The sequence below is a fragment of the Glutamicibacter sp. NPDC055354 genome (assembly GCF_053644955.1).
The window spans coordinates 479561-501961 of sequence record NZ_JBSHMB010000002.1 but is presented as its reverse complement, the minus strand read 5'-3'; the positions used below and the strand labels follow the sequence as shown (position 1 = coordinate 501961).

The 22401-nt window shown below is 58.8% G+C and carries 20 protein-coding genes; 3 read left to right on the top strand and 17 right to left on the bottom strand.

The genetic code is table 11. The annotated features are described in order from the left end of the window. The first annotated feature begins 199 nt into the window (after positions 1–199). A complete protein-coding gene (locus ACWICV_RS12570) occupies positions 200–631 on the top strand; it encodes a hypothetical protein (protein WP_332730583.1) in 432 nt (143 codons plus the stop codon). 5 nt (positions 632–636) lie between these two features. Here the strand turns inward: ACWICV_RS12570 and ACWICV_RS12565 are convergent, their stop codons facing one another. From ACWICV_RS12565 to ACWICV_RS12495, 15 genes are all read right to left on the bottom strand, one after another. Next, positions 637–1449, bottom strand: coding sequence for a TSUP family transporter (locus ACWICV_RS12565; RefSeq protein WP_181148826.1), 813 nt, complete (start codon positions 1447–1449; stop codon positions 637–639). A 37-nt stretch (positions 1450–1486) separates the two neighbouring features. After that, positions 1487–3274 carry a proline--tRNA ligase gene (locus ACWICV_RS12560; protein WP_332728082.1) on the bottom strand — a complete coding sequence of 596 codons (1788 nt, stop codon included), beginning with the start codon at positions 3272–3274 and terminating at the stop codon, positions 1487–1489. 605 nt (positions 3275–3879) lie between these two features. After that, entirely contained in the window at positions 3880–5670 is a 1791-nt protein-coding gene (locus tag ACWICV_RS12555; RefSeq protein WP_105657274.1) for an NAD(P)/FAD-dependent oxidoreductase, read from the bottom strand. A gap of 124 nt (positions 5671–5794) precedes the next feature. Beyond that, positions 5795–6964, bottom strand: coding sequence for a helix-turn-helix domain-containing protein (locus ACWICV_RS12550; RefSeq protein ID WP_332727080.1), 1170 nt, complete (start codon positions 6962–6964; stop codon positions 5795–5797). A 112-nt stretch (positions 6965–7076) separates the two neighbouring features. Then, positions 7077–7817: a hypothetical protein gene (locus ACWICV_RS12545; protein WP_402472327.1), complete on the bottom strand. Its 741-nt coding sequence runs from the start codon at positions 7815–7817 to the stop codon at positions 7077–7079. A gap of 369 nt (positions 7818–8186) precedes the next feature. Beyond that, the gene (locus ACWICV_RS12540; protein WP_402472329.1) at positions 8187–8927 is read right to left on the bottom strand and encodes a hypothetical protein; all 741 of its coding nucleotides are present in this window, start codon (positions 8925–8927) and stop codon (positions 8187–8189) included. Between the two features lie 51 nt (positions 8928–8978). Beyond that, positions 8979–9773 (bottom strand): hypothetical protein, encoded by a 795-nt coding sequence (locus tag ACWICV_RS12535; RefSeq protein ID WP_402472332.1) that lies wholly within the window; start codon positions 9771–9773, stop codon positions 8979–8981. 516 nt (positions 9774–10289) lie between these two features. After that, positions 10290–11186, bottom strand: coding sequence for a GNAT family N-acetyltransferase (locus ACWICV_RS12530; protein WP_332498225.1), 897 nt, complete (start codon positions 11184–11186; stop codon positions 10290–10292). Further along, a complete protein-coding gene (gene ispG / locus ACWICV_RS12525) occupies positions 11140–12306 on the bottom strand; it encodes a flavodoxin-dependent (E)-4-hydroxy-3-methylbut-2-enyl-diphosphate synthase (protein ID WP_402472336.1) in 1167 nt (388 codons plus the stop codon). Before ispG ends, ACWICV_RS12530 begins: the two co-directional genes overlap by 47 nt. 139 nt (positions 12307–12445) lie before the next feature. Then, positions 12446–13000, bottom strand: a complete 555-nt coding sequence (locus ACWICV_RS12520) for an NAD(P)H-dependent oxidoreductase (RefSeq protein ID WP_105657266.1) — start codon at positions 12998–13000, stop codon at positions 12446–12448. A 122-nt stretch (positions 13001–13122) separates the two neighbouring features. Then, entirely contained in the window at positions 13123–13545 is a 423-nt protein-coding gene (gene arfB, locus ACWICV_RS12515) for an alternative ribosome rescue aminoacyl-tRNA hydrolase ArfB (protein WP_105661823.1), read from the bottom strand. Between the two features lie 114 nt (positions 13546–13659). Next, positions 13660–13959, bottom strand: coding sequence for a YciI family protein (locus ACWICV_RS12510; protein ID WP_400290364.1), 300 nt, complete (start codon positions 13957–13959; stop codon positions 13660–13662). A gap of 23 nt (positions 13960–13982) precedes the next feature. Then, positions 13983–15332, bottom strand: coding sequence for a M50 family metallopeptidase (locus tag ACWICV_RS12505; RefSeq protein ID WP_400290363.1), 1350 nt, complete (start codon positions 15330–15332; stop codon positions 13983–13985). Continuing rightward, positions 15329–16552, bottom strand: a complete 1224-nt coding sequence (gene dxr / locus ACWICV_RS12500) for a 1-deoxy-D-xylulose-5-phosphate reductoisomerase (RefSeq protein ID WP_454091103.1) — start codon at positions 16550–16552, stop codon at positions 15329–15331. Before dxr ends, ACWICV_RS12505 begins: the two co-directional genes overlap by 4 nt. A gap of 76 nt (positions 16553–16628) precedes the next feature. Continuing rightward, complete coding sequence (locus ACWICV_RS12495; protein ID WP_105657262.1) at positions 16629–17783, bottom strand: acyl-CoA dehydrogenase family protein; 1155 nt, start codon at positions 17781–17783, stop codon at positions 16629–16631. A gap of 237 nt (positions 17784–18020) precedes the next feature. Here ACWICV_RS12495 and ACWICV_RS12490 point away from each other — a divergent pair, with 237 nt between their 5' ends. Together ACWICV_RS12490 and ACWICV_RS12485 are read left to right on the top strand one after the other, a co-directional pair. Beyond that, positions 18021–18641, top strand: a complete 621-nt coding sequence (locus ACWICV_RS12490) for a TetR/AcrR family transcriptional regulator (protein WP_105657261.1) — start codon at positions 18021–18023, stop codon at positions 18639–18641. Positions 18642–18710: 69 nt separating this feature from the next. After that, complete coding sequence (locus tag ACWICV_RS12485; RefSeq protein ID WP_105657260.1) at positions 18711–19172, top strand: GNAT family N-acetyltransferase; 462 nt, start codon at positions 18711–18713, stop codon at positions 19170–19172. 445 nt (positions 19173–19617) lie between these two features. Here ACWICV_RS12485 and ACWICV_RS12480 read toward each other — a convergent pair whose 3' ends face one another. Together ACWICV_RS12480 and ACWICV_RS12475 are read right to left on the bottom strand one after the other, a co-directional pair. Next, positions 19618–21315: an ABC transporter ATP-binding protein gene (locus tag ACWICV_RS12480; RefSeq protein ID WP_332486603.1), complete on the bottom strand. Its 1698-nt coding sequence runs from the start codon at positions 21313–21315 to the stop codon at positions 19618–19620. Then, a complete protein-coding gene (locus ACWICV_RS12475) occupies positions 21312–22382 on the bottom strand; it encodes an ABC transporter permease (RefSeq protein ID WP_105657258.1) in 1071 nt (356 codons plus the stop codon). The genes ACWICV_RS12480 and ACWICV_RS12475 overlap by 4 nt, the downstream gene beginning before the upstream one ends. Between the last annotated feature and the right edge of the window lie 19 nt (positions 22383–22401).

The following is a 22401-nucleotide window of genomic DNA, read 5'->3' as shown; positions in this document are numbered from 1 at the left end:
AAGATATATGAATCTCGTTCCTATTCACTGGCTCTCGATATTCGCGCCGAAAGGGGCTATCGTGAATATCAAGTGCTTGAGATACGGAATTTGGCTCCCATAACACGGAGCGGGATTCTCCGTTTTCTTCCACTTATTGGGGAACTAACAACTTGTGGCTAGGTCGTCAATTGGAGGTTGGGTAATGTCAGGTCGATTCATGCGTTCGAAGACAGCAGAACTGGTCAGCGAAGTGATCGGTTCAAGGCAAGGTCGGGCGCAACTCAGTTCACATGGTTGGGTCCAAGGCATGCCTATTGTCATTGCGCAACCTGAGGAAACAGTCAACGACGTCATGTCGCTCGTGGCCGCGCACCAGCCGCCAGCTCTGATCGCTACTCTCGATCCGGAGAACAACGATTTGTGGTTCCTGTATGTATCCATCGGTTGCACAGCGTTGAAGGTTGTAGATCCGCTGGCAAGCCACACTACGGTTTCCCAACTCTACAAAACTGCAATGGGTTCCAGCTTCTTGACTTTCAGGATCGCGCAAATGGCGACCAGTTCCATGGTCCATGCCATTGAACCCCAGCATGTCCAGCACTACGCCGGATACCCGCCAATCGACACATCAGCAGCTAGCGGCCGCTAAAGCTATCACTTGCCGGCGAGGATCAGATCCGAGCCGAGCTTGATGATCAGTGCCGAAACGACGATCACGAAAACAATGCGAATAAAGGCGCTGCCCTTTGAGATCGCCATGCGCGCCCCGAGATAGCCTCCGAGCATATTCATCACGCCCATGGCCAGGCCTAATGCGACTAGAACGTGCCCCGTGGGGATGAAGAGCAGCAGAGCACCTGCGTTGGTGCAAAGGTTAACGATCTTCGCCTTGGCGGAGGACTGCAAGAAGTTGTAACCCAGCACTGTCACCATGGCGATGATCAAGAACGATCCAGTCCCGGGACCGATCATCCCGTCGTAGCCGCCAATCAGCAGCCCAATCAGGATGGCTCGAAGATAATGCCCATGCCCGGCGTAGCGCAGGCGCGACAGCTCCCCGGCTTTGGGCTTCAGGATCGTGAACAGCAGCACCGCAATGAGCGCTGCGATAATGATGGGCTGAATGGCTCCAGAGGGAAGAATTGTGGCCAGCGCAGCTCCGCCGAAGGCACCGAGCATGGCAGTCAATGCCATCGGAATAGCGGTCTTCAAATCCGGGCTGGTGCGCCGGTAGTACGTCACCGCGCTGGTAGCCGTTCCGAAGATTGAGCCCAGCTTATTCGTGGCCAGCGCCTGCACCGGTGTGATGCCGGGGAAAAGAAGCAGCGCGGGCAATTGAATCAGGCCGCCACCGCCAACTACCGCGTCAATCCATCCAGCGCCCAAAGCTGCAAGAAGCAGCAACACCAGGGGCCAGAAGGAGACGGGTTCACCGTTGACGGACAGCAATTCCAAGAACTCTTGCACCGCGCTACTCCCCTATTCAGTTATTGGCTACAGCCTTTTAGGCGCTCAGCTCAGCGACAACGTCCTCGACCTTGACATCGCGGCGTTCGCCGGTGGCACGATCCTTGACCTCAACTACGCCCTCAGCAAGTCCACGGCCCACAACAACGATGGTTGGAATGCCGATCAGTTCGGCATCCGAGAACTTCACGCCCGCGGACACCTTTGGACGGTCATCCAAGATAACTTCCAAACCGGCCGATTCTAGTTCTGCGGCCAACTTCTCAGCAGCCTCAAGCAGCTCTGGGCCCTTGCCGGTAACGACCATGTGGACGTCGGCTGGAGCAACCTGCTTTGGCCATGCCAGACCGTTTTCGTCATGGTAAGCCTCGGCCAGTGCTGCTACCGCACGGGTGACGCCAATGCCGTAGGAGCCCATGGTGACAACCTTCAGCTTGCCGTTCTGGTCCAGGACCCGCAGATCCAGAGCCTCAGCGTACTTGCGGCCAAGCTGGAAGATATGACCCATTTCGATACCGCGTTCGGTGCGCAATGGGCCCGAGCCGTCCGGTGCCGGGTCGCCCTCTAGCACGTTGACCGACTCGATGGTGCCGTCAAAGCCGAAGTCGCGCTCGGCCACCAAGCCGAAAACGTGCTTGCCCTTTTCGTTGGCGCCGGTGATCCACGAGGTACCGGATACTACGCGAGGATCAACCAGGTAGGTGATGCCGCTGGTGCCTTCGGTACCCAGAACAGCCTGATCCAGGCCGTTGCCTGGGCCGATGTAGCCGGCAATCAATTCCGGGTGCTTGGCCAAGTCTTCACCGCTAGCGGCTTCAACCTGGACCTCGCCGATGATGCCCAGCGGGGCACCCACGGTAGCTTCGACACGCTTCAGGTCCACCTGGCGGTCGCCTGGAACACCGATGACTACCAACTGGCGGTTGCCTTCTGGATCGGTCACCGCCAGGACAACGTTTTTCAGGGTGTCCTTGGCTTCCCAAACACCGGACTCGCGTGGGCGCAGCTCGTTGGCCGCGGCAACCAGCGTCTCGATGGTCGGGGTATCCGGGGTATCGACAACTTCGAACGCAGGTGCGTTGGCGTAATCGATGGACGCTGGCACTACGGTGGTGACAGCTTCCACGTTGGCTGCGTAACCGCCGGCCGAACGGACGAAGGTATCCTCGCCAATAGCTGTTGGATGCAGGAATTCCTCGGACTTGGAGCCGCCCATGGCACCAGCCTGCGCGAAGACCGGAATAACTTCCAGACCCAGGCGCTCGAAGATCTTCAGGTAGGCGCCGCGGTGAGCCATGTAGGCTTCGTCCAGGCCTTCATCATCGATGTTGAAGGAGTACGAATCCTTCATGATGAATTCGCGGCCACGCAGCAGGCCCGCGCGTGGACGTGCTTCGTCGCGGTACTTGTTCTGGATCTGGTACAGGTAGACCGGAAGATCCTTGTACGAGTTGTACAGATCCTTCACCAGCAGCGTGAACATTTCCTCATGGGTCGGTGCCAAGAGGTAGTCTGCATCTTTGCGGTCCTTGAGACGGAACAGGCCTTCGCCGTATTCGGTCCAACGGCCGGTCTGCTCGTAAGGTTCACGTGGCAGCAGCGCTGGGAAGTGGACTTCCTGGCCGCCGATAGCGTTCATTTCCTCGCGAACAATAGCTTCAACGCGCGCAAGGACCTTCAAACCCAACGGCAACCAGGTGTAGATGCCCGGGGCCGCACGACGGATGTAACCGGCGCGTACCAACAACTTGTGGCTGGCGACTTCGGCGTCAACCGGATCTTCACGCAAGGTGCGCAAGAAGGTAGTGGAAAGCTTCAAAACCACTCGGGGTGTCCTTTTCCGTCCGTCGACTTCAGAAATAATTTCGGATGCCGACTAGCTATGCAAAATCAAATGGGTTTTGGCCGCAAAATTGGCCTTAATCAATGCTACAGCTTTCGGCCACTTCCCAATAAATTCAAGGGCTTGCGCGGAATCGTGTTGCGTGCCCGGGGCCGGATGCGGGCCTCTGGATAGATGGTGGGCGCTGCAGGGTTCTGTTTCGTTGAGTCGCTGCCAGCAAAGGACATCCCAGTCGGGTGCCAGTTCCCCGCCGATTTGTACTTGCCAGCACCCATGGCGAGGCTTACGCGGAAGCATGGTGCAGCTGGGTCGGCTGCGGCGCGCAGGCCGGTGCACCGGCGTTATTGCGGCATCCGCGGTCTGCGCCGATTCATAAACTGCGCAGGTGCCAGGAGCGTGGGAATCATGGTTCATCCGGCTTTCCGTTCAATTCGTTGTGCGATTTCCAGGCCGTTGCAGTTCAACGAAACGTCCGGATAAGGCCCGAAAACCGCCACGTGGCAGACGCGCGGGTGACCCGGAGGAAGCGCCATACAGCGCTTGCTCCGGGTCCGGGAAACCGATTCACGGGCAGGGAAACGGTGTTATCAGGATTGATGATAGGTTTCGGCGAGCGCATACACCGGAGTTCCGATGCCCTCGTACCGTGCCTTGAGCTGCAAGCCCAGATACTTCGAATAATGCCTGGACTGGTGCAGGTTGCCTCCGTGGAACCAGAGGTTCTTGACCTTGGTGGGCTTCCACATATTGCGCAGCTCCCCCTGCCATGGACCCGGATCCTTGGCGGTCCCCGACCCCAGGCCCCAGCATTTTCCGACTTCATCCGCGACTTCCTGGGAGATGAGCTTCGCCGCCCATCCGTTCATCGAGCCGTAACCGGTGGCGTAGACCACCGCGTCCGCCGGCAGCCTAGTGCCATCGGCCAGCACCACCGATTCTTCGGTCAAGTGCGATACCTCGCCATGGGCCAAAGCAATCGATCCGTCGGCCACCAGCTCGCTGGCACCGATGTTGATGTAGTACCCCGAGCCGCGGCGCAGGTACTTGAGGAACAGCCCTGAACCGTCGTCGCCGAAGTCCAGCTCGAATCCCGCATCCGCCAGCGACTTGTAGAAGTGCGCATCTTCCTGCTGGATTTTCTCGAAGACCGGCTTATGGAATTCCGGGAGGACTTTGTACGGGATGGAGGCGAAGATCAGGTCTGCCTTGTTGTGGTCTATGCCGGCAGCGAGGGCTTCTTCCGAGTACAGTCCGCCCAGCACATGCTTCATCAGCGATTCGGAGCGCACGATATGCGTGCTGGAACGTTGGACCATAGTCGGCTTGGCCCCGTTTTGCACCAGATCCGCGCAGATATCGTGTGCGGAGTTGTTGGCGCCGATGACCACGACGTTCTTGCCCGCGTACCGTTCGCCGCCTGGATGCTTGGAGGAATGGTTCTGCTCTCCTTTGAAGATCTCGGCTCCCGGGTACTGGGGAATGTTCGGAATACCGGACATGCCAGTGGCCAGCACCAGCTGGGTGGGACGCAGGGTCAACGGCACTCCGTCGCGTTCTACCTCGACGATCCACCCCTCTCCTTCCGGATCCTGCCGGGCGCTGGTCGCTTCAGTCAGGGACCAATAGTCCAGCTCCATGAGCTTGGTGTAGCTTTCCAGCCAATCCCCCATCTTGTCCTTGGGCGTGAACACCGGCCAGTGGTCGGGGAAATCAATGTAGGGCATATGGTCATACCAGACCGGATCGTGCAGCGCCAAGGAATGGTAGCGCGAACGCCATTGGTCACCGGGACGCGGATGCCTATCGATGACCAGGGCAGGAACACCCATGCGCTTGAGCCGAGCGGCCAAGCCTATGCCGCCTTGGCCGCCGCCGACAATCAGCGTGTAGGGCTGGTCGGTGATCCCCAAGGACTGCTGCTGCGCGGTGCGCCGATCAAGCCAGTTTTCCTTGCTCATCGCTACGCCGTGCTCGGCGCCCAGTTCGCGGCGCGGACCAGCAGGTTCGGGGAATTTGCGCAGGCCCTGCGCGGTGCTCAGCAGGGTCCAGGCCTTCCCATCGCGCAAGCGGAGTAATCCAAGCCCGTTGAATGCGTCGTTCTCGAACGTGTACCAGGCTTCAATGACGCCGTCAGCCTCTTGTGCGCTGGTGACTTCGATGTTCCGCGGCCACGCGCCTCGTTCAACGCCAAGCAGCATCTTCTCGATCCCGTCACGGCCCTCGCTGGTGTGAAGGTTCCATGTCATCGAGGCCAGATCCCGCCAGTAGCACTCCTCCGAAAATAGCTGCACAGCTGCTGGCGCGTCACCCGCTTCCAACGCTATCTGCAAGGAATGGAACCAGCTCCGGGCTTGCAACAAGCAATCATTGTCAGTCATTTGCGTCTCATCTCTTCATCGGGATTCAATGGATGGCCATTCGGGCCCTCCGCGACTAATGAAAGAATATGATCTGCGTCACAAAAGAAAAGCGTTGCAATAGGTTGCAGCTGCTCCGGGATTGCTAGTGGCTGCTCACCGGGACCACGATCCGGTAGGGACGTGAGGCGATCAGGCCACGCAGCTTGGAACGCAAGCGGGATATTTCGGCGCGGATGGTGACGTTCGGCGTATCCGCAGGCCACAGGCTCGCCAACTGCCCTGAGCTCACTCCGTGAGGGTTCGCAGCCAGCAGCTCAAGGATCTGCCAATGCTTCGCGCTCAAGTTGATGCGCGTCGCCCCACCGGGCGAATGGACAATAGCCTGCAGTGAAGCCCCTGCGTACAGCTGGAGGCTCACCTGGCCTTCTGCCCTTTGCAGCAGCCAGCCTCCCGGTGTCCGCCGCGCATCAATTGATCCCAGCCCGGAAATCCAGTTCCGCCCTTCTTCCATGGACATCGGCAAATTGAGCTTGGATCCAACACTGTAGCCTTGGGCGGCGGCTATAGAGCCTTGCACGTCAACTAGGACGTACTCGCCTTCGGGCAGTTGGGTGGAAAGCTGGAGCGTCTGCATTTTCAAGGCATGCTCGGTTTGCAGGAATAATTCTGCTTCTCGGGCCACGGATGAGACCAGAGCCAAGGAGTGCGGATGCGCCGTGCGGAACGAGCCTGCCAGCGTGATCGTGCCAATCAACGCCGAGGCGGCAGGATTCATGACCGGCGCCGATGTGCAGACCCAGTTGTGCTGTTCTTCCCGGGCATGCTCCGGGCCGAAAATCTGCACCGGGGCACGCTCGGCCATTGCCGCGCCGATCCCATTAGTGCCCACGTCGCTTTCGCGCCAGCGTGCACCGGCGACAAATCCGATGCCGTCACTTCGGCGGCGTACTGCAGAGGGCCCGAGCACCCAGAGCACGAATCCTTGCTCGTCGGAGATGACCAGCTGGTTTCCCGCCTGGGTGGCCAAGGAGAGCAAACGCTCCTTGAAGAGCTCGACCAGTCCGTTGAGTTCTTCGTTGGCCTGCCTGCGCTCGCGTATTTCAGAAGTATCCAAGGGAACGATATCTGTTCCAAGCTTGCCGGCCCTGGACCATGAACGAGCCACCACTGGCCGCACCACTTCAGGGATGCACGCACCTTCGGCCCAGAGCTGATGCAGGGACTTCAAGCTTCGGGCTTTGCGCGTCGGATCCTCGCCCGCAGTCAAGGCAGCCTCGATGGATTTGCGTGGCGCACCGTGTTCCAGGGTCATCCATTGAGAATGCCATGACTCGCGCATCATTGGGAAGCATTTGCCGCGCAAAGAAGTGAAGGCTCTTCTGATTCCCTTGGAACCAGAAGAGCCTTCAACGGCTGAAGGAGGCCTACTTGGCCGTGGCCTTAACCTCTTCAACTGCCTTGTTCAGTTCCTCAACGAGTGCTTTCACAGCCTCGCCATCAGCTTGTTCGCCAGTTTGGGTGCGAGAAACGGCCACAACATTTTCACCGACTACGCCCTGAATCTGGTAAGAACCGCCTGGGACCTCTTCGCCATTCATGGTCATGGCAGTGTGGGTTGCGATGGTCTTGTCCGCATCGGATTCAGCATTCAGGATCTTGGCCGAGGCAGAAACTTTCTGGCCCGCAACACTCATCGAGAAGTCCTCGCAGCCCTGCAGGTCCTTGGCATCTACCATGTCCTTGATTGCATCCAGCTTGGCAGTATCCTCGTAGCCAGCGACGGAGTAGCTGTTGCTCTCGCCTGTTTCGCCAACGACGATCGCTGCGGCCATGTTGACGCCGTCCAGGTCCTGGGTCCCCTGCTGCGAGACGAACTCGGCGCACTTCGCAGGTTCGATCTCCATCTGATCGATCAGGCCCTTGGCGCTTTCCAATGAGCCGCTAAGTGCATCGCTATCCAGAACCTGCACATTCGGTCCGTCTCCACCCAAGGTTTTGGCAACTGCAGCGGCTTGCTCAGCAGTCAGCGCTGGCACCCCCGCGCTCTCCTGCTCCTGAGGGGCCTCCGAAGAGCCAGCAGCGCCCTCGGTCCCTGAATTCGAGCTGCAACCGGTCAAGGCAAGGGCAACTGCTACAGGCAGCACCCAGAGTGAACGCTTCTTCATGGTGATTTCCTCACATTGGTGATGATAAGCCATCCACAGTATTTCACAATGTGTTGGAAATAAAAGGACTATGAGAGAGTGTTGCAGCGAATGGAATAGAGTCCAAAGTTCACTTGAATGGTCAAGGGTTGGTCGCTTGCCACCCGTTGCCAGGAAAAGCACCAGTCAAAGAGAAATCGGCAGGCACCGCACAGAAACAAGGTCCCAGCAGTTGATTTATCGTTCATCTGCCAAGGGGGCCAATACGACTCGGAGGTACGCTGCTTCGAGGAAAAGGCATGTTGGCTGCTAAACCACGAGCTCTGCACTCCTCGGTGCAAGGCCAACTGATGTTGGAGAGTCCATAAAACGGATACCCCGCCCGTTCGGCTACTGAACCGCCTCGATTTCGGCGAACGCCCGATCTGCCAGCTCCACTGCCTGTGCGGCCAGTTCAGCTGGTTGCTGCGAACCGGTCTGCAGGGTAACCAGCACGAAATTGCCATCTTGCAGAGCCTGCACAACGACCGAGGTCAGTAGCTGTCCGCCACCCGCATCCATCTGGGTGGACATGGTCAACGATTGATCCGCTTCGACGTCCAGCGGCAGGATCTGGCGTTGAGTTTCGATTTCCTCGCCGCCCAGCTCAACAGTGGCCTTTTCACATCCCTCCAGATCATCCAGCGTCAATGCCTCCGATACGTTCTTGCGGGTGGCCTCGTCGGTCAACGAGAAGACCTGCACGACTTTGCCGACGGATTCGGAGGAACTGGTCGCCGTTGCGGATACCGATGCCGTCAAGTCGGTAACTGAATACTTGGCATTCATCTCGGCACACTTTTCCGGCTTGATTCCGCTGGGAGTTTCAGCGTTCTTGGCAACTTCCAGTTGCTTCTGCATCTGCTCATTGCCAACTATCTGGACTGCGTTGTCGCCTTCCAAAAGCTTGGAAGCAATGGACTCTACCTGCTCCGCACTGAGCACATCACCCGAGGCAGAAGTCTTCTTGCTTTCCGCCGGGGCCGTCGAAACAGCCGTTTCCGCTGGTTCTGTCGCGGAATTCGAAGAACATCCAGCCAGCATCATGGTCGTGGCCAATGGCAATGCCCAGAGGGCTAAACGCTTAGTCATCTATTGCTTTCCGTAATTGCCACCGGAAGACCGATGGCGTCTTGAAATGAACTACTGGGTAAGTCGGTTCATGAGTTCTTGGAGGATCCCGGATGCTTCTTCAACTTCGTTCGCGGTGTTCGCGGCAGAAGTGGAACGCTGAATGCCGAGCAGAACGTTCGAATTAGCGGAGCGAATGATGAGCTGCTGTTTGGTGGACGACCCATCACTGCTGGTAATTACATACCCGTCGGCCAATCCTGCAGCAGAATCAATAGGCTGCTTTGCAATGTGGTAAGCGCGAGTCTCATTGCCTAATTTGACTGTGTAACGCGAGCAATCAGCATTGGCCTCAGTTTTGGCAACCCATTGCGCTTGCAAAACTTCAGGGTCTTTGTAGATTGCAACAGATAGGTAGCTGTCCTCGAATTCGATGGCGCCCATCGTGGCGCTCTGCAATTGATCTGCGACCGGCTCAGCAAAGGTAACTCCGCATTTACTGGGATTCACTTGGACGTCCTCTATCCACTCCTGTGCTTGCGGAATGCTCTTGCGTAGCTGTTTGTCGTTGATGACATGGGAGTTTTCTTCGTCTTTGGCGAAATCCTCAAGCAGATTTTCCAGCTGTCCGTCGTCGAGCTGGACTGGGGCGACCGTCGAGGCACCGGTTTCGACTTCTGGCGAACTGCACCCACCAATGAGGAGTACTGCTGCGCCCATAGCAGCACCCAAATACGCTTTAGTACCAATGGCTTGAACCACAAATTTTCCCATCACCATCACTTTTACACTTTCGAGTCTAGAAGACTGATGATCATTCGATGGGCATTGTTGCTCCCGCGTTGAGCGGAAGAAGAAATAGCCCAAGTTGCATAGCACCTGGGCCCCGTTTCCCTTGCCGGGTCATTAAGCGAATGGATTGCTCTCCATTAGCCGGAGAAATGGATGTTTGCCGCAGCTAAGCGAAAGTCCTCAAAGGATGCTAAACAGGTTTCCCGCCACTCGAGCTTCGCCAGCGATACAAAGGAAAAGCAGGTAATGGGGACTCATAGCGGCTAAGTGGGTCGCGGCGATAAGCTCAACTTCCGGCAACAGTCGTTCATGCGACTTTATTTGTCGATGCTCGGGCTTCATTGGCCGCGCAGCTGGAGCACTGACTGCCGCGAATACCGAATGGCCCGTTATAGCGCCGTATTAGTCATGAGAACGTTGCACAACTGACGATGAACCGGGATCCGCAATCAACTTCGTTTTCGCCTTCACCTGCGGGATTCTTTGCAGCCAGCCAGATCCGCGGTAAGGCGGAATTGTTTCTGGCGAAGTAGCTGCAGGTGGCTCAAGAGCAGAACCGGTTGATTTCCACGTTGCCCGTGCCACTGCTGTTCAGAACAGGATCGTTGCGAAGGTGCCGACCTGTTCAAAGCCGATGCGCTGATAAGTCTTGATTGCAGCGGTGTTGTAGTCGTTGACGTACAGGCTCACTACAGGAGCGAACTGCATCGCGTAGTCCACCGTGGAGGCCATGTAGCCGGCAGCCAAGCCTTGGCCGCGATACATCGGGTTCACCCAAACACCTTGGATTTGCACTACTTCGTCGGTGACGGTGCCTAAATCAGCCTTGAAAATCACGTTGCCGCGCTGGTCGCAGTCCATGAGCGTGTGCCCCTCACGAATTAACTGGCGTACACGGTTGCGGTAGAAGCTTCCACCGTTTTCCAACGGCGAATATCCAAGCTCTTCTTCGAACATGGCAGCGCTGGCAGGCAGGACTAGGTCGAATTCCTGAACCTGAGCCGGCCGAATCCGGTTGCGGCGAATTCCCTCCGGGATTTGGGTGATGGCCATTAGTGGCTGATTTTCCCGGACATCAAAAATTTCTTGCGGACCATCCCGCAAGACGTCATGCATGGCCAGAACTGTTTCTGCCGGTCCGAATACCGAGGCGAATCGCTGTCGGGAATCGATGGCATGCATAGCGTACTTCTGGGCATCGGACTCCGGCATGGCGGTGGGCGCCATGTTGGCGCCCACCCAGCATGCCGATTCAAGACCTTCGCTGCCGTCCAAGCCAACGATGTGGGCAAACCCGTCTGGGACCGCTGACCGGTGGATGCTCACCTGCGAACGGGTGAATATATTTGCGACGGGGTCGCGATCGAGCAGCTCAATGAGGGCTGTCGTATCACGACGGCCCAAGATGCGCGGCTCTCCCTCGACGCTCCGGCGGCTAGTTCTAGCTGACGGAGACCATGGGAGAACCCGAGGAAGGATTCTCGTCATTGTCCAGTCCCATTTCTGCTGCCAAACGGTTGGCTTCTTCAATCAAAGTCTCAACAATTTGATCTTCCGGGACGGTCTTGATGACTTCGCCCTTAACGAAGATCTGTCCCTTGCCATTGCCGGAGGCAACGCCGAGGTCAGCGTCGCGGGCTTCACCCGGTCCGTTGACAACGCAGCCCATTACGGCCACGCGCAGTGGAGCCTTCATGCCTTCGAGCCCAGCGGTAACCTGCTCGGCCAAGGTGTAGACATCCACCTGGGCACGACCGCAGGATGGGCAAGAAACGATGTCCAGCTTGCGGGGGCGCAGGTTCAACGATTCCAGAATCTGGTTGCCGACCTTCACCTCTTCTACCGGTGGAGCGGACAGCGATACGCGAATGGTGTCGCCAATGCCCTTGGAGAGCAGTGCACCGAAAGCGGTGGCGGACTTGATGGTGCCCTGGAATGCTGGACCGGCTTCGGTCACGCCCAGGTGCAGTGGCCAGTCCCCGCGTTCAGCCAGCATCTCGTAGGCACGGACCATGATCACAGGGTCGTTGTGCTTTACCGAGATCTTGAAGTCATGGAATCCGTGCTCTTCAAACAGGGAAGCTTCCCAAACAGCTGATTCAACCAGCGCTTCAGGGGTGGCCTTGCCGTACTTCTGCAGCAAGCGGCGATCCAGCGAGCCAGCATTGACGCCGATGCGAATGGAGGTGCCGTGGTCCTTGGCGACCTGCGCGATTTCCTTGACCTGGTCATCGAACTGGCGAATATTGCCGGGATTCACGCGCACCGCGCCACAGCCTGCTTCGATGGCAGCGTAGACGTACTTTGGCTGGAAGTGGATATCGGCGATCACCGGGATCTGCGACTTCATCGCAATGATCTTCAGCGCTTCCGCATCCTTATCCGTGGGGCAGGCCACACGCACGATGTCGCAGCCGGCAGCGGTCAGCTCGGCAATCTGCTGCAAGGTGGCGTTGATGTCGTGGGTCTTGGTGGTAGTCATCGACTGAACCGAAATCGGCGAGTCGGAGCCGACACCTACGGATCCAACCTGGAATTGGCGAGTCTTGCGACGTGGTGCGAGTACCGGCGGTGGGCCTGCCGGCATGCCTAGGCTGACCGAAGTCAATGGACGCCTCCGAATAGATTGTGGGTATTTCTCTAGTCCAAGTATGTCACCGTATCGCGGTGAGCGGGTACTCATGCGAGAAAGGCCACGGTTACCGTGGCCTTTCTTGCACTATTGAGCTTCCGGGGATCGTGAAAACCTAGTTGGCTTCGGCGATTTCCTTGATGCTGCTCAGCACGCCAGAGACCTGCTCGACAACTTCAGCGTCATCCTTCGGGTGCAGTTCAGCGAAGCGTACTACCGAGTTAGGGATAGCCAGCTTGACGTTTTCAAGCACGTTGGCGCCGGCGATGTTCAGTGCCTTGCGCGCTTCGTCCTGCGCCCAGACGCCACCGTACTGTCCGAAAGCGGTGCCAACGACCACGGTTGGCATGTCCTTGAGCGCACCGGCGCCGAAGGGGCGGGACAGCCAGTCAATGGCGTTCTTCAGGACAGCTGGCATGGTGCCGTTGTACTCAGGAGTGACCAGCATCAGCGCATCGGCGTCACCGGCTGCGTCGCGCAGGGCCTGGGCGGCGGCAGGAACACCACCTTCCACGTCGTGGTCCTCGTTGTAGAAAGGAATGTTCTCCAAGCCGCTGAACACGGAAACTTCCATGCCTTCAGGTGCGTTGTGCGAAGTGGCTTCGGCCAGCTGCTGGTTGGTCGAACCGTTGCGCAGGGAACCGACGAGGGTGAGGACCTTGGTGGTCATAGGGTGTTCTCCTAAAGGCAGAAATAATAGAAAGCTGACGCTTCACCTACTTTCAACCGTTTCCCCACCCCAACCATTCCGTGCAGCAAAGTGACATGAAGCACAGTAGCTGATCGCTGGGATCAGTCCATCCCTGGTTTGCGGCGAAGTTGCTTGGTGGCTGAGCGAGTAGCTTTGGCACTCAGCCTGCGCCGGTGAGAACCGCGGGTAGGTTTCGTTGCCTTGCGTGCCGGTGCATCCGGCGCCAGCGCTTTTTCCACGATGCGCCCCAACTTCTCTTGGGCGAGCTGGCGGTTGCGCCATTGCGATCGCTCTTCGGAAGCAGTCACGACGATGGCCCCGGCCACCAAGCGAGGTCCGAGCTTCGCCAGCAAGCGCTGACGCTGCCAGTCGGACAAGGCCCGCGAAGCGCCAATAACCCAGGTGAGTTCCACCCGTGAGTCCGAGGTATTCACATGCTGCCCGCCGGGGCCCGAGGAACGGGAGAAATGCCAGTTCAGCTCGGCTGCAGGGATCGCCAGCGTTGACGTGATCTGCACATCCATGATGTTTTCCACTTCCTCTCCCCTACCAGTCTGCGCCATCCGAGCCGTTTAATGCAGGCAGCCTCCGCTGTTCTCGGAAAAGAACAGCGGAGGCTGGTGCAAGGTACCTATCGCCTAGGACGCGAAATCCTCCAGCAGGCCAATTACCGGGTTCCATTCGGTGACGGTGGCCGCGCCGACTCCGCCAACCTTCTGGAAAGGATCATTGGAAAGCACTTCGTCCAGCGCAGCTTGCGATTCTGCCGCGAAGATCAACAGCGCGCCGTCGTTGACCGGGGTCGGCCCCGAAGCAAGAAGGCGTACCGCACCTTCGCCGAGGAAGCCGCAAAGGTACTGGCGGTGTGCTGGACGGTGTTCATTGCGCAGCTCGGTGGAGTTCTCGGCGTACGCGTATTCAACAGCAAAAACAGTCATGCCTACAGCATATTTCTCCCTGCTTAGAACAGCTGTATCGGCTTGAAGATATCCGCATATATTAAGAGCCCGCCCATGACCAGCATCGCTACCACCACGACATAAGTCAGCGGCAAAAGCTTGACCGTGTCCACAGGCCGTACCTTCTTGATCCTGAAGATCCTGGCAACTGTGCGCTTCAGCCCCTCATACAGCGCGCCCACCACGTGGCCGCCATCCAGCGGCAGCAGCGGGATCAGGTTGAAGGCGAACAGGGCCAAGTTCAAACCGCCCACCAATGACAGCAAGGTTGCGAATTTGTCAGCTACCGAGATGGAATCCTCCGCGCTGATCTCTCCGGCAATGCGCCCAACGCCCACGATGGACACCGGCCCATTCGGGTCGCGTTCCTCGCTGCCAAAAGCAGCTTGGGCGACATCCACCATGCGCTGGGGCAGGTGCAAGATGACATCGCCAATTCTCAGCAACTGATCCCCGATCACGCCGGGAACCGCGCTCAGCGGCTGGGTCAGGTCCCGCTGCAAGGAGCCCATCCCGACGAAACCGACCTTGGTCATGATGTATTCGCCCTGCTCATCGAGCAGCACGTAGCCATTTTCGTCGGTCGCCGGGCGTTCGGTCAGGTACGGAGTCAGCTCGGTGGTGCGAATCTGCCCGTCGCGGGCATAGTCCAGGGTGATGGGTTCTCCTGGATGATCGCGGATGACATCGGTGAGCTTATTCCATTCAGCTTCCGCAACAGCGGTGCCGTTTACGGCGGTGATCGTGTCCCCTGGCAGGAGGCCTGCCTCGTAAGCCGGCGCTGGGACATCCTTGTCGGTGCATTCGGCCTGCTCTGCGTTCTGTGCGCTGGCAATGCACTGGTACACCTCGGAGACTGTGGTGGTTGGCGTAGCCTGGCCGAAGCTGGTCAGCACGATGCCGATCACCACGAACCCGATGACCAGGTTCATGATTGGGCCACCGAGCATGATGATGACGCGCTTGTAGATCGGCAGCTGGTAGAACAGCCGGCCTTCATCGCTGGGCAGCACGTTCTCGTTGGCCTGCGAGCGTGCGTCATCCACCATCTGTCCGAAGACTCTCTGGAAGAGATTCGGCTTCTTCCCGGAAGCATCCGAGACGACCTGGTCGCGTGGCGGGTACATGCCCACCATCGAGATGTAGCCGCCCAGGGGCAGGGCCTTGATGCCGTATTGCGTTTCGCCACGCTTGAAGGAAACCAGCGTTTTGCCGAAACCGATCATGTACTGCGGAACGCGCAGCTTGAACAGTTTCGCGGGTACCAGGTGCCCGATTTCATGCAGTGCAATGGACAGCCCGACGGCTACCACCATGAATAGGACGCCGCCGATGAACAGCAATGCACTCATGCTTTGGCCTCGATGATCTTCGTTGCATGGGCGCGGGCCCAGCGGTCTGTTTCCAGCACTGTTTCGACCGATAGCGCTGCGCTCATCGGGGTGTACTCGTCCAAGGCCCGTTCCACGGTCTCAACGATGTCGGTGAAGCGGATCTTTCCATCATGGAAGGCATCCACTGCAATTTCGTTGGCGGCGTTATAGACAGCCATATGCGTTCCCGACGACGCTGCGGCCTGCTTGGCAAGCTTTACAGCGCTGAAGACCTCCTCATCCAGTGGTTCGAAGGTCCAGCTTGCTGCGGTGGAGAAATCGCAAGCCTTCGCGGCACCGGCAACCCGATGCGGCCAATTAATGCCCAAAGCGATCGGCAGGCGCATATCCGGCGGCGATGCCTGGGCGATCACCGAACCGTCGATGAACTCCACCATCGAGTGAATGATTGACTGGCGATGCACCACAGGCTCGATCTTTTCCAGTGGCACGTCGAACAGCAGGTGGGCTTCGATGACTTCCAAAGCCTTGTTGACCATGGTGGCCGAGTTGATGGTGACCATGCGCCCCATGTCCCAGGTTGGATGGGCCAGCGCCTGGGCGGGGGTGACATCACGCAGCTGCTCATGGCTGTAACCGAAGAATGGACCGCCAGAGGCAGTCACCAGCAGCTTGGCCACTTCCTCGGGCGCGCCAGAGCGCAGGGCCTGGGCGAGGGCGGAGTGCTCGGAATCAACGGGCGAGATCTGGCCTGGTGCCGCGATCCGCTTGACTACCTGGCCTCCGATGATCAGGGATTCCTTATTGGCCAGTGCCAGCAGATGGCCGGCTTCCAAGGCAGCAATGGTCGGGGCTAGGCCAATGGCACCGGTGATGCCATTGAGCACCACGTCGGCCTCGGCGAAAGCGGCAACCTCGGTTGCCGCATGCGCGCCGGCCACCAGCTCGGGAGTGTATCCGGTTACCGATGCATCTTCTGCGGCTCTCTGAATGGCCGCGGCAAGCTCCTCCTTGGATTCCACGGCGCTGCCAACGAGCGCAGGGCGGTGCTTAATTGCCTGGCGAGCCAGTAATTCAAGGTTGTACCCACCGGACAGCGCTGCCACGGAGAATTGTCCGGATGCGTTTTCGATGACGTCCAGTCCCTGCGTGCCGATGGAACCGGTGGAACCGATCAGGCTGACGCGACGGGGATGTCCGGCTGGAATGAAAGTTTTCTGGGAGCTCACCCTACCCATTATGGTTCGTTTTACTGTGAGCGCCCAAAGAGCGCCACACCCCAAAATCAGGATGCAGCGCCCCCTCTGGCAAGAATCAGAGACCTAAGCTGCGGGCAATGAGCATCTGCTGGACCTGCGTGGTTCCTTCGCCGATTTCCAGGATCTTCGAATCGCGGTAGTGCCGTGCAACCAATGACTCATTCATGAATCCGTAGCCGCCAAAGATCTGGGTAGCATCACGGGCGTTATCCATCGCCGCTTCGCTGGCAATCAGCTTGGCATGCGCGGCTTCGATCTTGAAGTCCTTGCCGGCGAGCATCTTCGCCGCCGCCGCGTAGTAGGCCAGACGGGCCGTGTGGGCGCGCGAAGCCATGCGAGCGATCATGAAGGAGATGCCTTGGTACTGGCCGATGGCCTGACCGAAGGAAGTCCGTGTCTTGGCATACTTCACCGCCTCGTCGAGGCAACCCTGGGCGGCTCCGGTGGCCAACGCCGCGATGGCGATACGTCCCTCATCGAGAATTTCCAAGAAGTAGGCGTATCCGCGTCCGCGCTCGCCAAGCAGGTTCTCCTCCGGAACTCGCACGCTGCTGAAGCTCAGCGGATGGGTGTCACTGGCACGCCAACCCACCTTGTCGTAGGCCTTCTCCGCGGTGAATCCTTCGGTTCCCGTCGGCACGATGATTGCCGAGATTTCCTTCTTGCCGGTTGCTTCGTCGACACCGGTGACAGCGGTGGCCGTGACGAGGGAAGTGATGTCGGTACCGGAGTTGGTTATGAATTCTTTGGCGCCATCGATAACCCATTCGCCATTTTCCAGTTTCGCTTTGGTCAAGGAAGCTGAGGCGTCGGAGCCTGCACCGGGTTCGGTCAGGCCAAAACCGGCCAAGCGTTCGCCGGCGGCCAGGGCTGGCAGCCACTTCTGCTTCTGGCCCTCGCTGCCAAAGCGGTAGATCGGCATCGCGCCCAGGGAGACGCCGGCTTCGAGAGTGATGGCTACCGACTGGTCTACCTTGCCCAGTTCTTCGAGCGCCAGCGCGAGGTGGAAGTAGTCGCCGCCGGAACCGCCGTATTCTTCGGAGACTGGCAGCCCGAAGAGACCCATCTGCCCCATTTGCTTGACGATGTCATAGGGGAACGCATGGTTGGCATCGTTCTGCGCGCTCTGCGGGGCTACGACTTCCTGGGCGAATTCGCGGACCATGTCGACCAGGTCTTGATACTGGTCGTCGAGTTCGAGATCAATCATCAGGCTCTCTCTTCGTTGAGGGACGAACCGGCATCGGCTGCGGGATGTGCATAAACCGGTGGCGGTCATGTTCTGCGCCAGGTGCGTGAGTTTCTTGGAAGCACACGCCGCGACGCGTATGGTTAATATTTATTAACTGGTTGCTGCCTACGGGTGGGTAAACAGCTACATTTTTGACATTAGTGGCAGCGGTCACACTTGTCCAGACCGAGGCTTGGCAAACGTAAGGAGTTGATTGTGTTGGCGAGCAAATACCAGTCGCTCAATGAACCAACAGAGCGTGAGCGCGCCAAAGCTGAACGACGAGAAGCACTCTTGCGCGAAGCCACTCGACTGTTCGCCTTGAATGGCTACGCGGGTGTTTCGCTGGAGGATCTGGGCGCTGCCTGCGGCATCTCCGGTCCGGCCGTGTACCGGCATTTCGCCGGCAAGCAGGCAGTGCTTATCGCTCTGCTAGTAGATATGTCCAAAGATATCTATGCCGGGGGCTGCACGGCCACGGAAGCCGGCGGCACTCCCCTGGAGGTGCTTTCGCGTCTGGTTGATTTCCACACTGACTTCTCGCTGTCCCGCCCGGACATTTTGCAGGTCCAGGACCGTGATTTGAAATCGCTCCCGAAGGCCGAACTGGCATTAGTCCGCAAACTCCAGAACTCCTATATCGGGCTTTGGACTACGGAACTGGCCAAATTGCATCCCACCGGAAGCAAGCAGTCGCACAGATTCCGCGCGCACGCCGTCTTCGGCTTGCTGAACTCGACTGCTCATTCCGCACACTCGCCGAGGACTAAAAAGTCCGGCCTGAAGCCGTTATTGTCCAACATGGCACTCGCCGCACTCACTTCCCCGGTAGTGTAGGTTTCAAGCCATTGTTCACTGGTGTGCCAATACCGGCACGCTGACCCACACGATTGAAAGGCCTTTATCGTGCAGCTACGAGAAGTCCGCCCTTCCGACTTGGACGCATTCTTCGCTCATCAGCAAGAACCCGAGGCGAACCTCATGGCCGCTTATCAAGCGCGTAACCCAGCCGACCGCGCGGTATTCGACCACCACTGGAACTCGATTCTGAACGATCCGAATGTTCTGGTTCGCACCATCGAGCATGAGGGCGAAGTCGTTGGATCCATTCTGGTCTTCGACGGCGAAGTACCAGAGATCAATTTCTGGACTTCGACCAAGTACTGGGGCAAGGGACTGACCACCAGCGCGGTAGACACCTTCCTCGCCGAATACACCAAGCGCCCATTGACCGCGCATGTGGTCCAGGACAATCTAGGTTCCATCAAGGTCCTGGAACGCCGAGGGTTCAAGACCGTTGGCACCGAGCAGATCTTCTCCAACGCCCGCGCAGAGGTCGTTACCGAAAACGTCATGCAGCTGGACTAGATTCCAAAAGATAGGCAAAAGCTGGCTCTCGGCAGAGAGCCAGCTTTTGCCTATTAACGGGCCTCTACCGCCGAGGTTCCCTTGGTCCTTTCCTGGATCAGCATCGTCCCGCGCCCGGCGCAAAGCCCCAGGCAGGCGTCTGCGGGTTCCGCCCGAGCTGGTTTTCTGCTGCACGATCCGTGCAAGAACGCCAGTGCGGGTCATCCTGTGATTCCTGCAGCGATGAGTGTTGAGCCCGAGGCACTCCCTCTCGTTCAGCTGGTCCAAGTTCTGCCGCCCAGCACCTGCTCGTAGGCCCGCAAGTACTTGTATCGCTTTCCCGGACCGAGGCCGGATCCGGGGAATCGGCTTTCGCCATGTCCAGCTCTCCCGGGCAGACGGAAGGGGCCCGCTTCCAGTGAAAGATCTGGAAACGAGCCCCCTTATTCGTCGTTCAGCTCAGCATCTACTTCGTGCTGTTCAGCAAGCGCCAAGCCTCACGGCGTACTGCCTGCTCATGCGGATCCGGCACCGGAGCCGCGGCCAAGAGGCGTTTGGTGTAGTCGTGCGTTGGGGCATGCAGCACGGTATCCACCATGCCCTGCTCAACCGCCCTGCCTGACTGCATCACTACGACCGCATCAGCCAGCATGTCAACGACAGCCAGATCATGGCTGACAAAGAGGCACGCGAAGTTGAAGTCCCGTTGCAGGTCCTGCAGCATTTCCAATACGACTGCCTGCACCGAAACATCCAAAGCACTAGTTGGCTCATCGGCAATCAGCAGCTCGGGGTTCAAGGTCAACGCGCGAGCAATGCAAACACGCTGACGCTGGCCGCCTGAGAGCTCGTGGGGGTATCGGTTGATTACGTTGCGCGGCAGCTTCACCGCATCGAGCAGTTCTTCAGCACGCTTGATGCGCCCTGCTTTGCTGCCAACCTTGTGAACCACCATTGGTTCGGTGATGCAATCGCCAATAGGGAAACGCGGGTTCAAGGATGCTGCCGGGTCCTGGAAGATGACGCCGATTTTCTTGCGAACCGCACGGGCTTCCTTCGGGGAAAGTTTCGGCAGATCATGGCCCTGGACCGACAAGCTGCCGCTAGCCACAGGCAACAAGCCGAGCACCGCCTTGGCGATGGTGGATTTGCCAGAGCCGGACTCGCCCACAATGCCTAGGACTTCGCCCTTGGCAATATCGAAGCTCACCTCTTCCACGGCGCGGAAGATCTTTCCCCGCATGTCGTATTCCAGCACGAGGTCCTTGGCTTCCAGCACCAGCTCGCGTCCTGGAGGCGCAGTTTCGGAGCTGTGCGGGGGCGTCGCAGTAGTAACAGCCGGAGCAGACAAGCGCGGTACCGCGGCCAGCAGGCGCTGGGTGTATGGATGTTCCGGGCGCAGCAGAACTTGCTCCACGGTGCCGGTCTCGACGAGGTTGCCCTGGAACATCACGGCCACTTCATCGGCCATATCCGCGACAACACCCATGTTGTGGGTGATCAGCAAGATGCCGGTATTCAGTCGATCCTTCAGCTCGCGCAGCAGATCGAGAATTTCTGCCTGCACCGTTACATCCAGTGCGGTGGTTGGCTCATCGGCGATGATCACCTTGGGATCGCAGGATATCGCCATGGCAATGACGATACGCTGGCGCTGGCCGCCGGAAAACTGGTGCGGGTACTGCTTGACGCGCTTGGCGGGATCCGGGATGCCCACCATGTCCAGCAGCTCGATGGCCCGGTCGGTTGCTTCCTTGCCATAGGCGATGTCGTGCAGTTCCAGCGCTTCAGTCAACTGCCGCTCAATGGTCAGCACCGGGTTCAGCGCAGTCATGGGCTCCTGGAAGACCATCGCGATGTCGGTGGCACGCATCTTGCGCAGCTTGCCTTCGTCCAGGCCAACCACGTTGACGTTGCCGACCTTGGCGGCACCTGAGACATTGGCGTTTTCCGGCAGCAGGCCCATCGCCGCAGTTGAGGTGACGGACTTGCCGGAACCGGACTCGCCAACCAGCGCCACGACCTGCCCGGGGCGGACGGTCAAGGACAAGCCCTTGACTGCGTGGACGTCTGCACCACCGGTGGCAAAGACGACGTTGAGGTCGGTGAAGCTCAGCGCGTAGCCGTCTGAGCCTTGTTCGTTCATTGGTGCTGCGTGGCTCATGGCTTCTCCTTGCGGGTTGGAAGGGCGAACAGGCCGGCGCGGCGGCGGCGCTTCTTTCCGATTTGGCGCGGGTCGAACGCATCGCGCAAGCCGTCGCCCAAGAAGTTCACCGACAGGGCGATGGTAACGATGATCATGCCTGGCCACCAGAACAAATACGGGCGGGTGGTGAAGGCGTTCTGGTACTGGCTGATCAGCAGGCCCAGCGAGGATTCTGGAGCCTTCACGCCGAAGCCCAGGTAGGACAGCGAGGACTCCAGCAGGATCGCGCCAGCGATCGCGAAGGTTGCGTTCACGATGATCACGCCCATGGTGTTGGGGATCAGGTGCTTGAAGATCACGCGGCTGGTCTTCGAACCCATGGCCTGGGCGGCAGCAACGTATTCGCGTTCGCGCAGCGAAAGGATTTCACCGCGCACCAGTCGGGCCAAGCCGGTCCAGGTCACCAGGCCGAGCACGAGGGCCAGGATGATGATGGAACCGGTGGATGCACCAGCCATCTTGCCCAGAACAGCGGCCAGGACCAGCAATGGGATCACGATGAACAGGTCAGTGATGCGCATCAGGATTTCGTCGACCCATCCGCGGAAGTAGCCGGCAACAGCACCGATGACGGTTCCCAGGACAGTGGCGACCAAGCCAACGACAACGCCGATAATGATGGACTTCTGCGTGCCGTTCATGACCAGGGCGAAGTAGTCCTTGCCGACCGAGTCCTGCCCGAAGGGGTGCTCGCCGATGCGGATGCCTTCGCCGCCGAGCCAGGCGGGGACCAGACTCAAGGTCGGCTTGCCGCCATCCACAACGGCACCAGCGTGGTAGAAGTTCTGTCCCCACCAGCCGGGGATCGGTCCCCAGCCAATGGAGCTGAAAGCGAAAACGGTGATGACGACCAGGATCACTGCGGAAATCATCGCCGGCTTGTGGCTGACGAAGCGCTCGAGAACAATGCGTCCCTGGCTCTTCGGCTTTTCGTGGATTTGGGCCAGCTTGGCGTCTTCCACCTCGGCCACGGAATTCAGGTTCTGCGGCTCGTTCTCGTTCAAGTTCTTGTTCGGGGTGCTCATCGCTGGTCCTTAGGGTTGC

What these genes read in the sequence shown, in the direction of transcription:
- ACWICV_RS12555 (WP_105657274.1), bottom strand. Translation starts at nt 5,670, where the DNA reads ATGACTGACAATGATTGCTTGTTGCAAGCCCGGAGCTGGTTCCATTCC.
- ACWICV_RS12550 (WP_332727080.1), bottom strand. Translation starts at nt 6,964, where the DNA reads ATGACCCTGGAACACGGTGCGCCACGCAAATCCATCGAGGCTGCCTTG.
- arfB (WP_105661823.1), bottom strand. Translation starts at nt 13,545, where the DNA reads ATGGATGTGCAGATCACGTCAACGCTGGCGATCCCTGCAGCCGAGCTG.
- ACWICV_RS12505 (WP_400290363.1), bottom strand. Translation starts at nt 15,332, where the DNA reads ATGAGTGCATTGCTGTTCATCGGCGGCGTCCTATTCATGGTGGTAGCC.
- ACWICV_RS12520 (WP_105657266.1), bottom strand. Translation starts at nt 13,000, where the DNA reads ATGACCACCAAGGTCCTCACCCTCGTCGGTTCCCTGCGCAACGGTTCG.
- ACWICV_RS12495 (WP_105657262.1), bottom strand. Translation starts at nt 17,783, where the DNA reads ATGATTGATCTCGAACTCGACGACCAGTATCAAGACCTGGTCGACATG.
- ACWICV_RS12530 (WP_332498225.1), bottom strand. Translation starts at nt 11,186, where the DNA reads ATGACGAGAATCCTTCCTCGGGTTCTCCCATGGTCTCCGTCAGCTAGA.
- dxr (WP_454091103.1), bottom strand. Translation starts at nt 16,552, where the DNA reads ATGGGTAGGGTGAGCTCCCAGAAAACTTTCATTCCAGCCGGACATCCC.
- ACWICV_RS12545 (WP_402472327.1), bottom strand. Translation starts at nt 7,817, where the DNA reads ATGAAGAAGCGTTCACTCTGGGTGCTGCCTGTAGCAGTTGCCCTTGCC.
- ACWICV_RS12480 (WP_332486603.1), bottom strand. Translation starts at nt 21,315, where the DNA reads ATGAGCCACGCAGCACCAATGAACGAACAAGGCTCAGACGGCTACGCG.
- ACWICV_RS12570 (WP_332730583.1), top strand. Translation starts at nt 200, where the DNA reads ATGCGTTCGAAGACAGCAGAACTGGTCAGCGAAGTGATCGGTTCAAGG.
- ACWICV_RS12510 (WP_400290364.1), bottom strand. Translation starts at nt 13,959, where the DNA reads ATGACTGTTTTTGCTGTTGAATACGCGTACGCCGAGAACTCCACCGAG.
- ACWICV_RS12540 (WP_402472329.1), bottom strand. Translation starts at nt 8,927, where the DNA reads ATGACTAAGCGTTTAGCCCTCTGGGCATTGCCATTGGCCACGACCATG.
- ACWICV_RS12475 (WP_105657258.1), bottom strand. Translation starts at nt 22,382, where the DNA reads ATGAGCACCCCGAACAAGAACTTGAACGAGAACGAGCCGCAGAACCTG.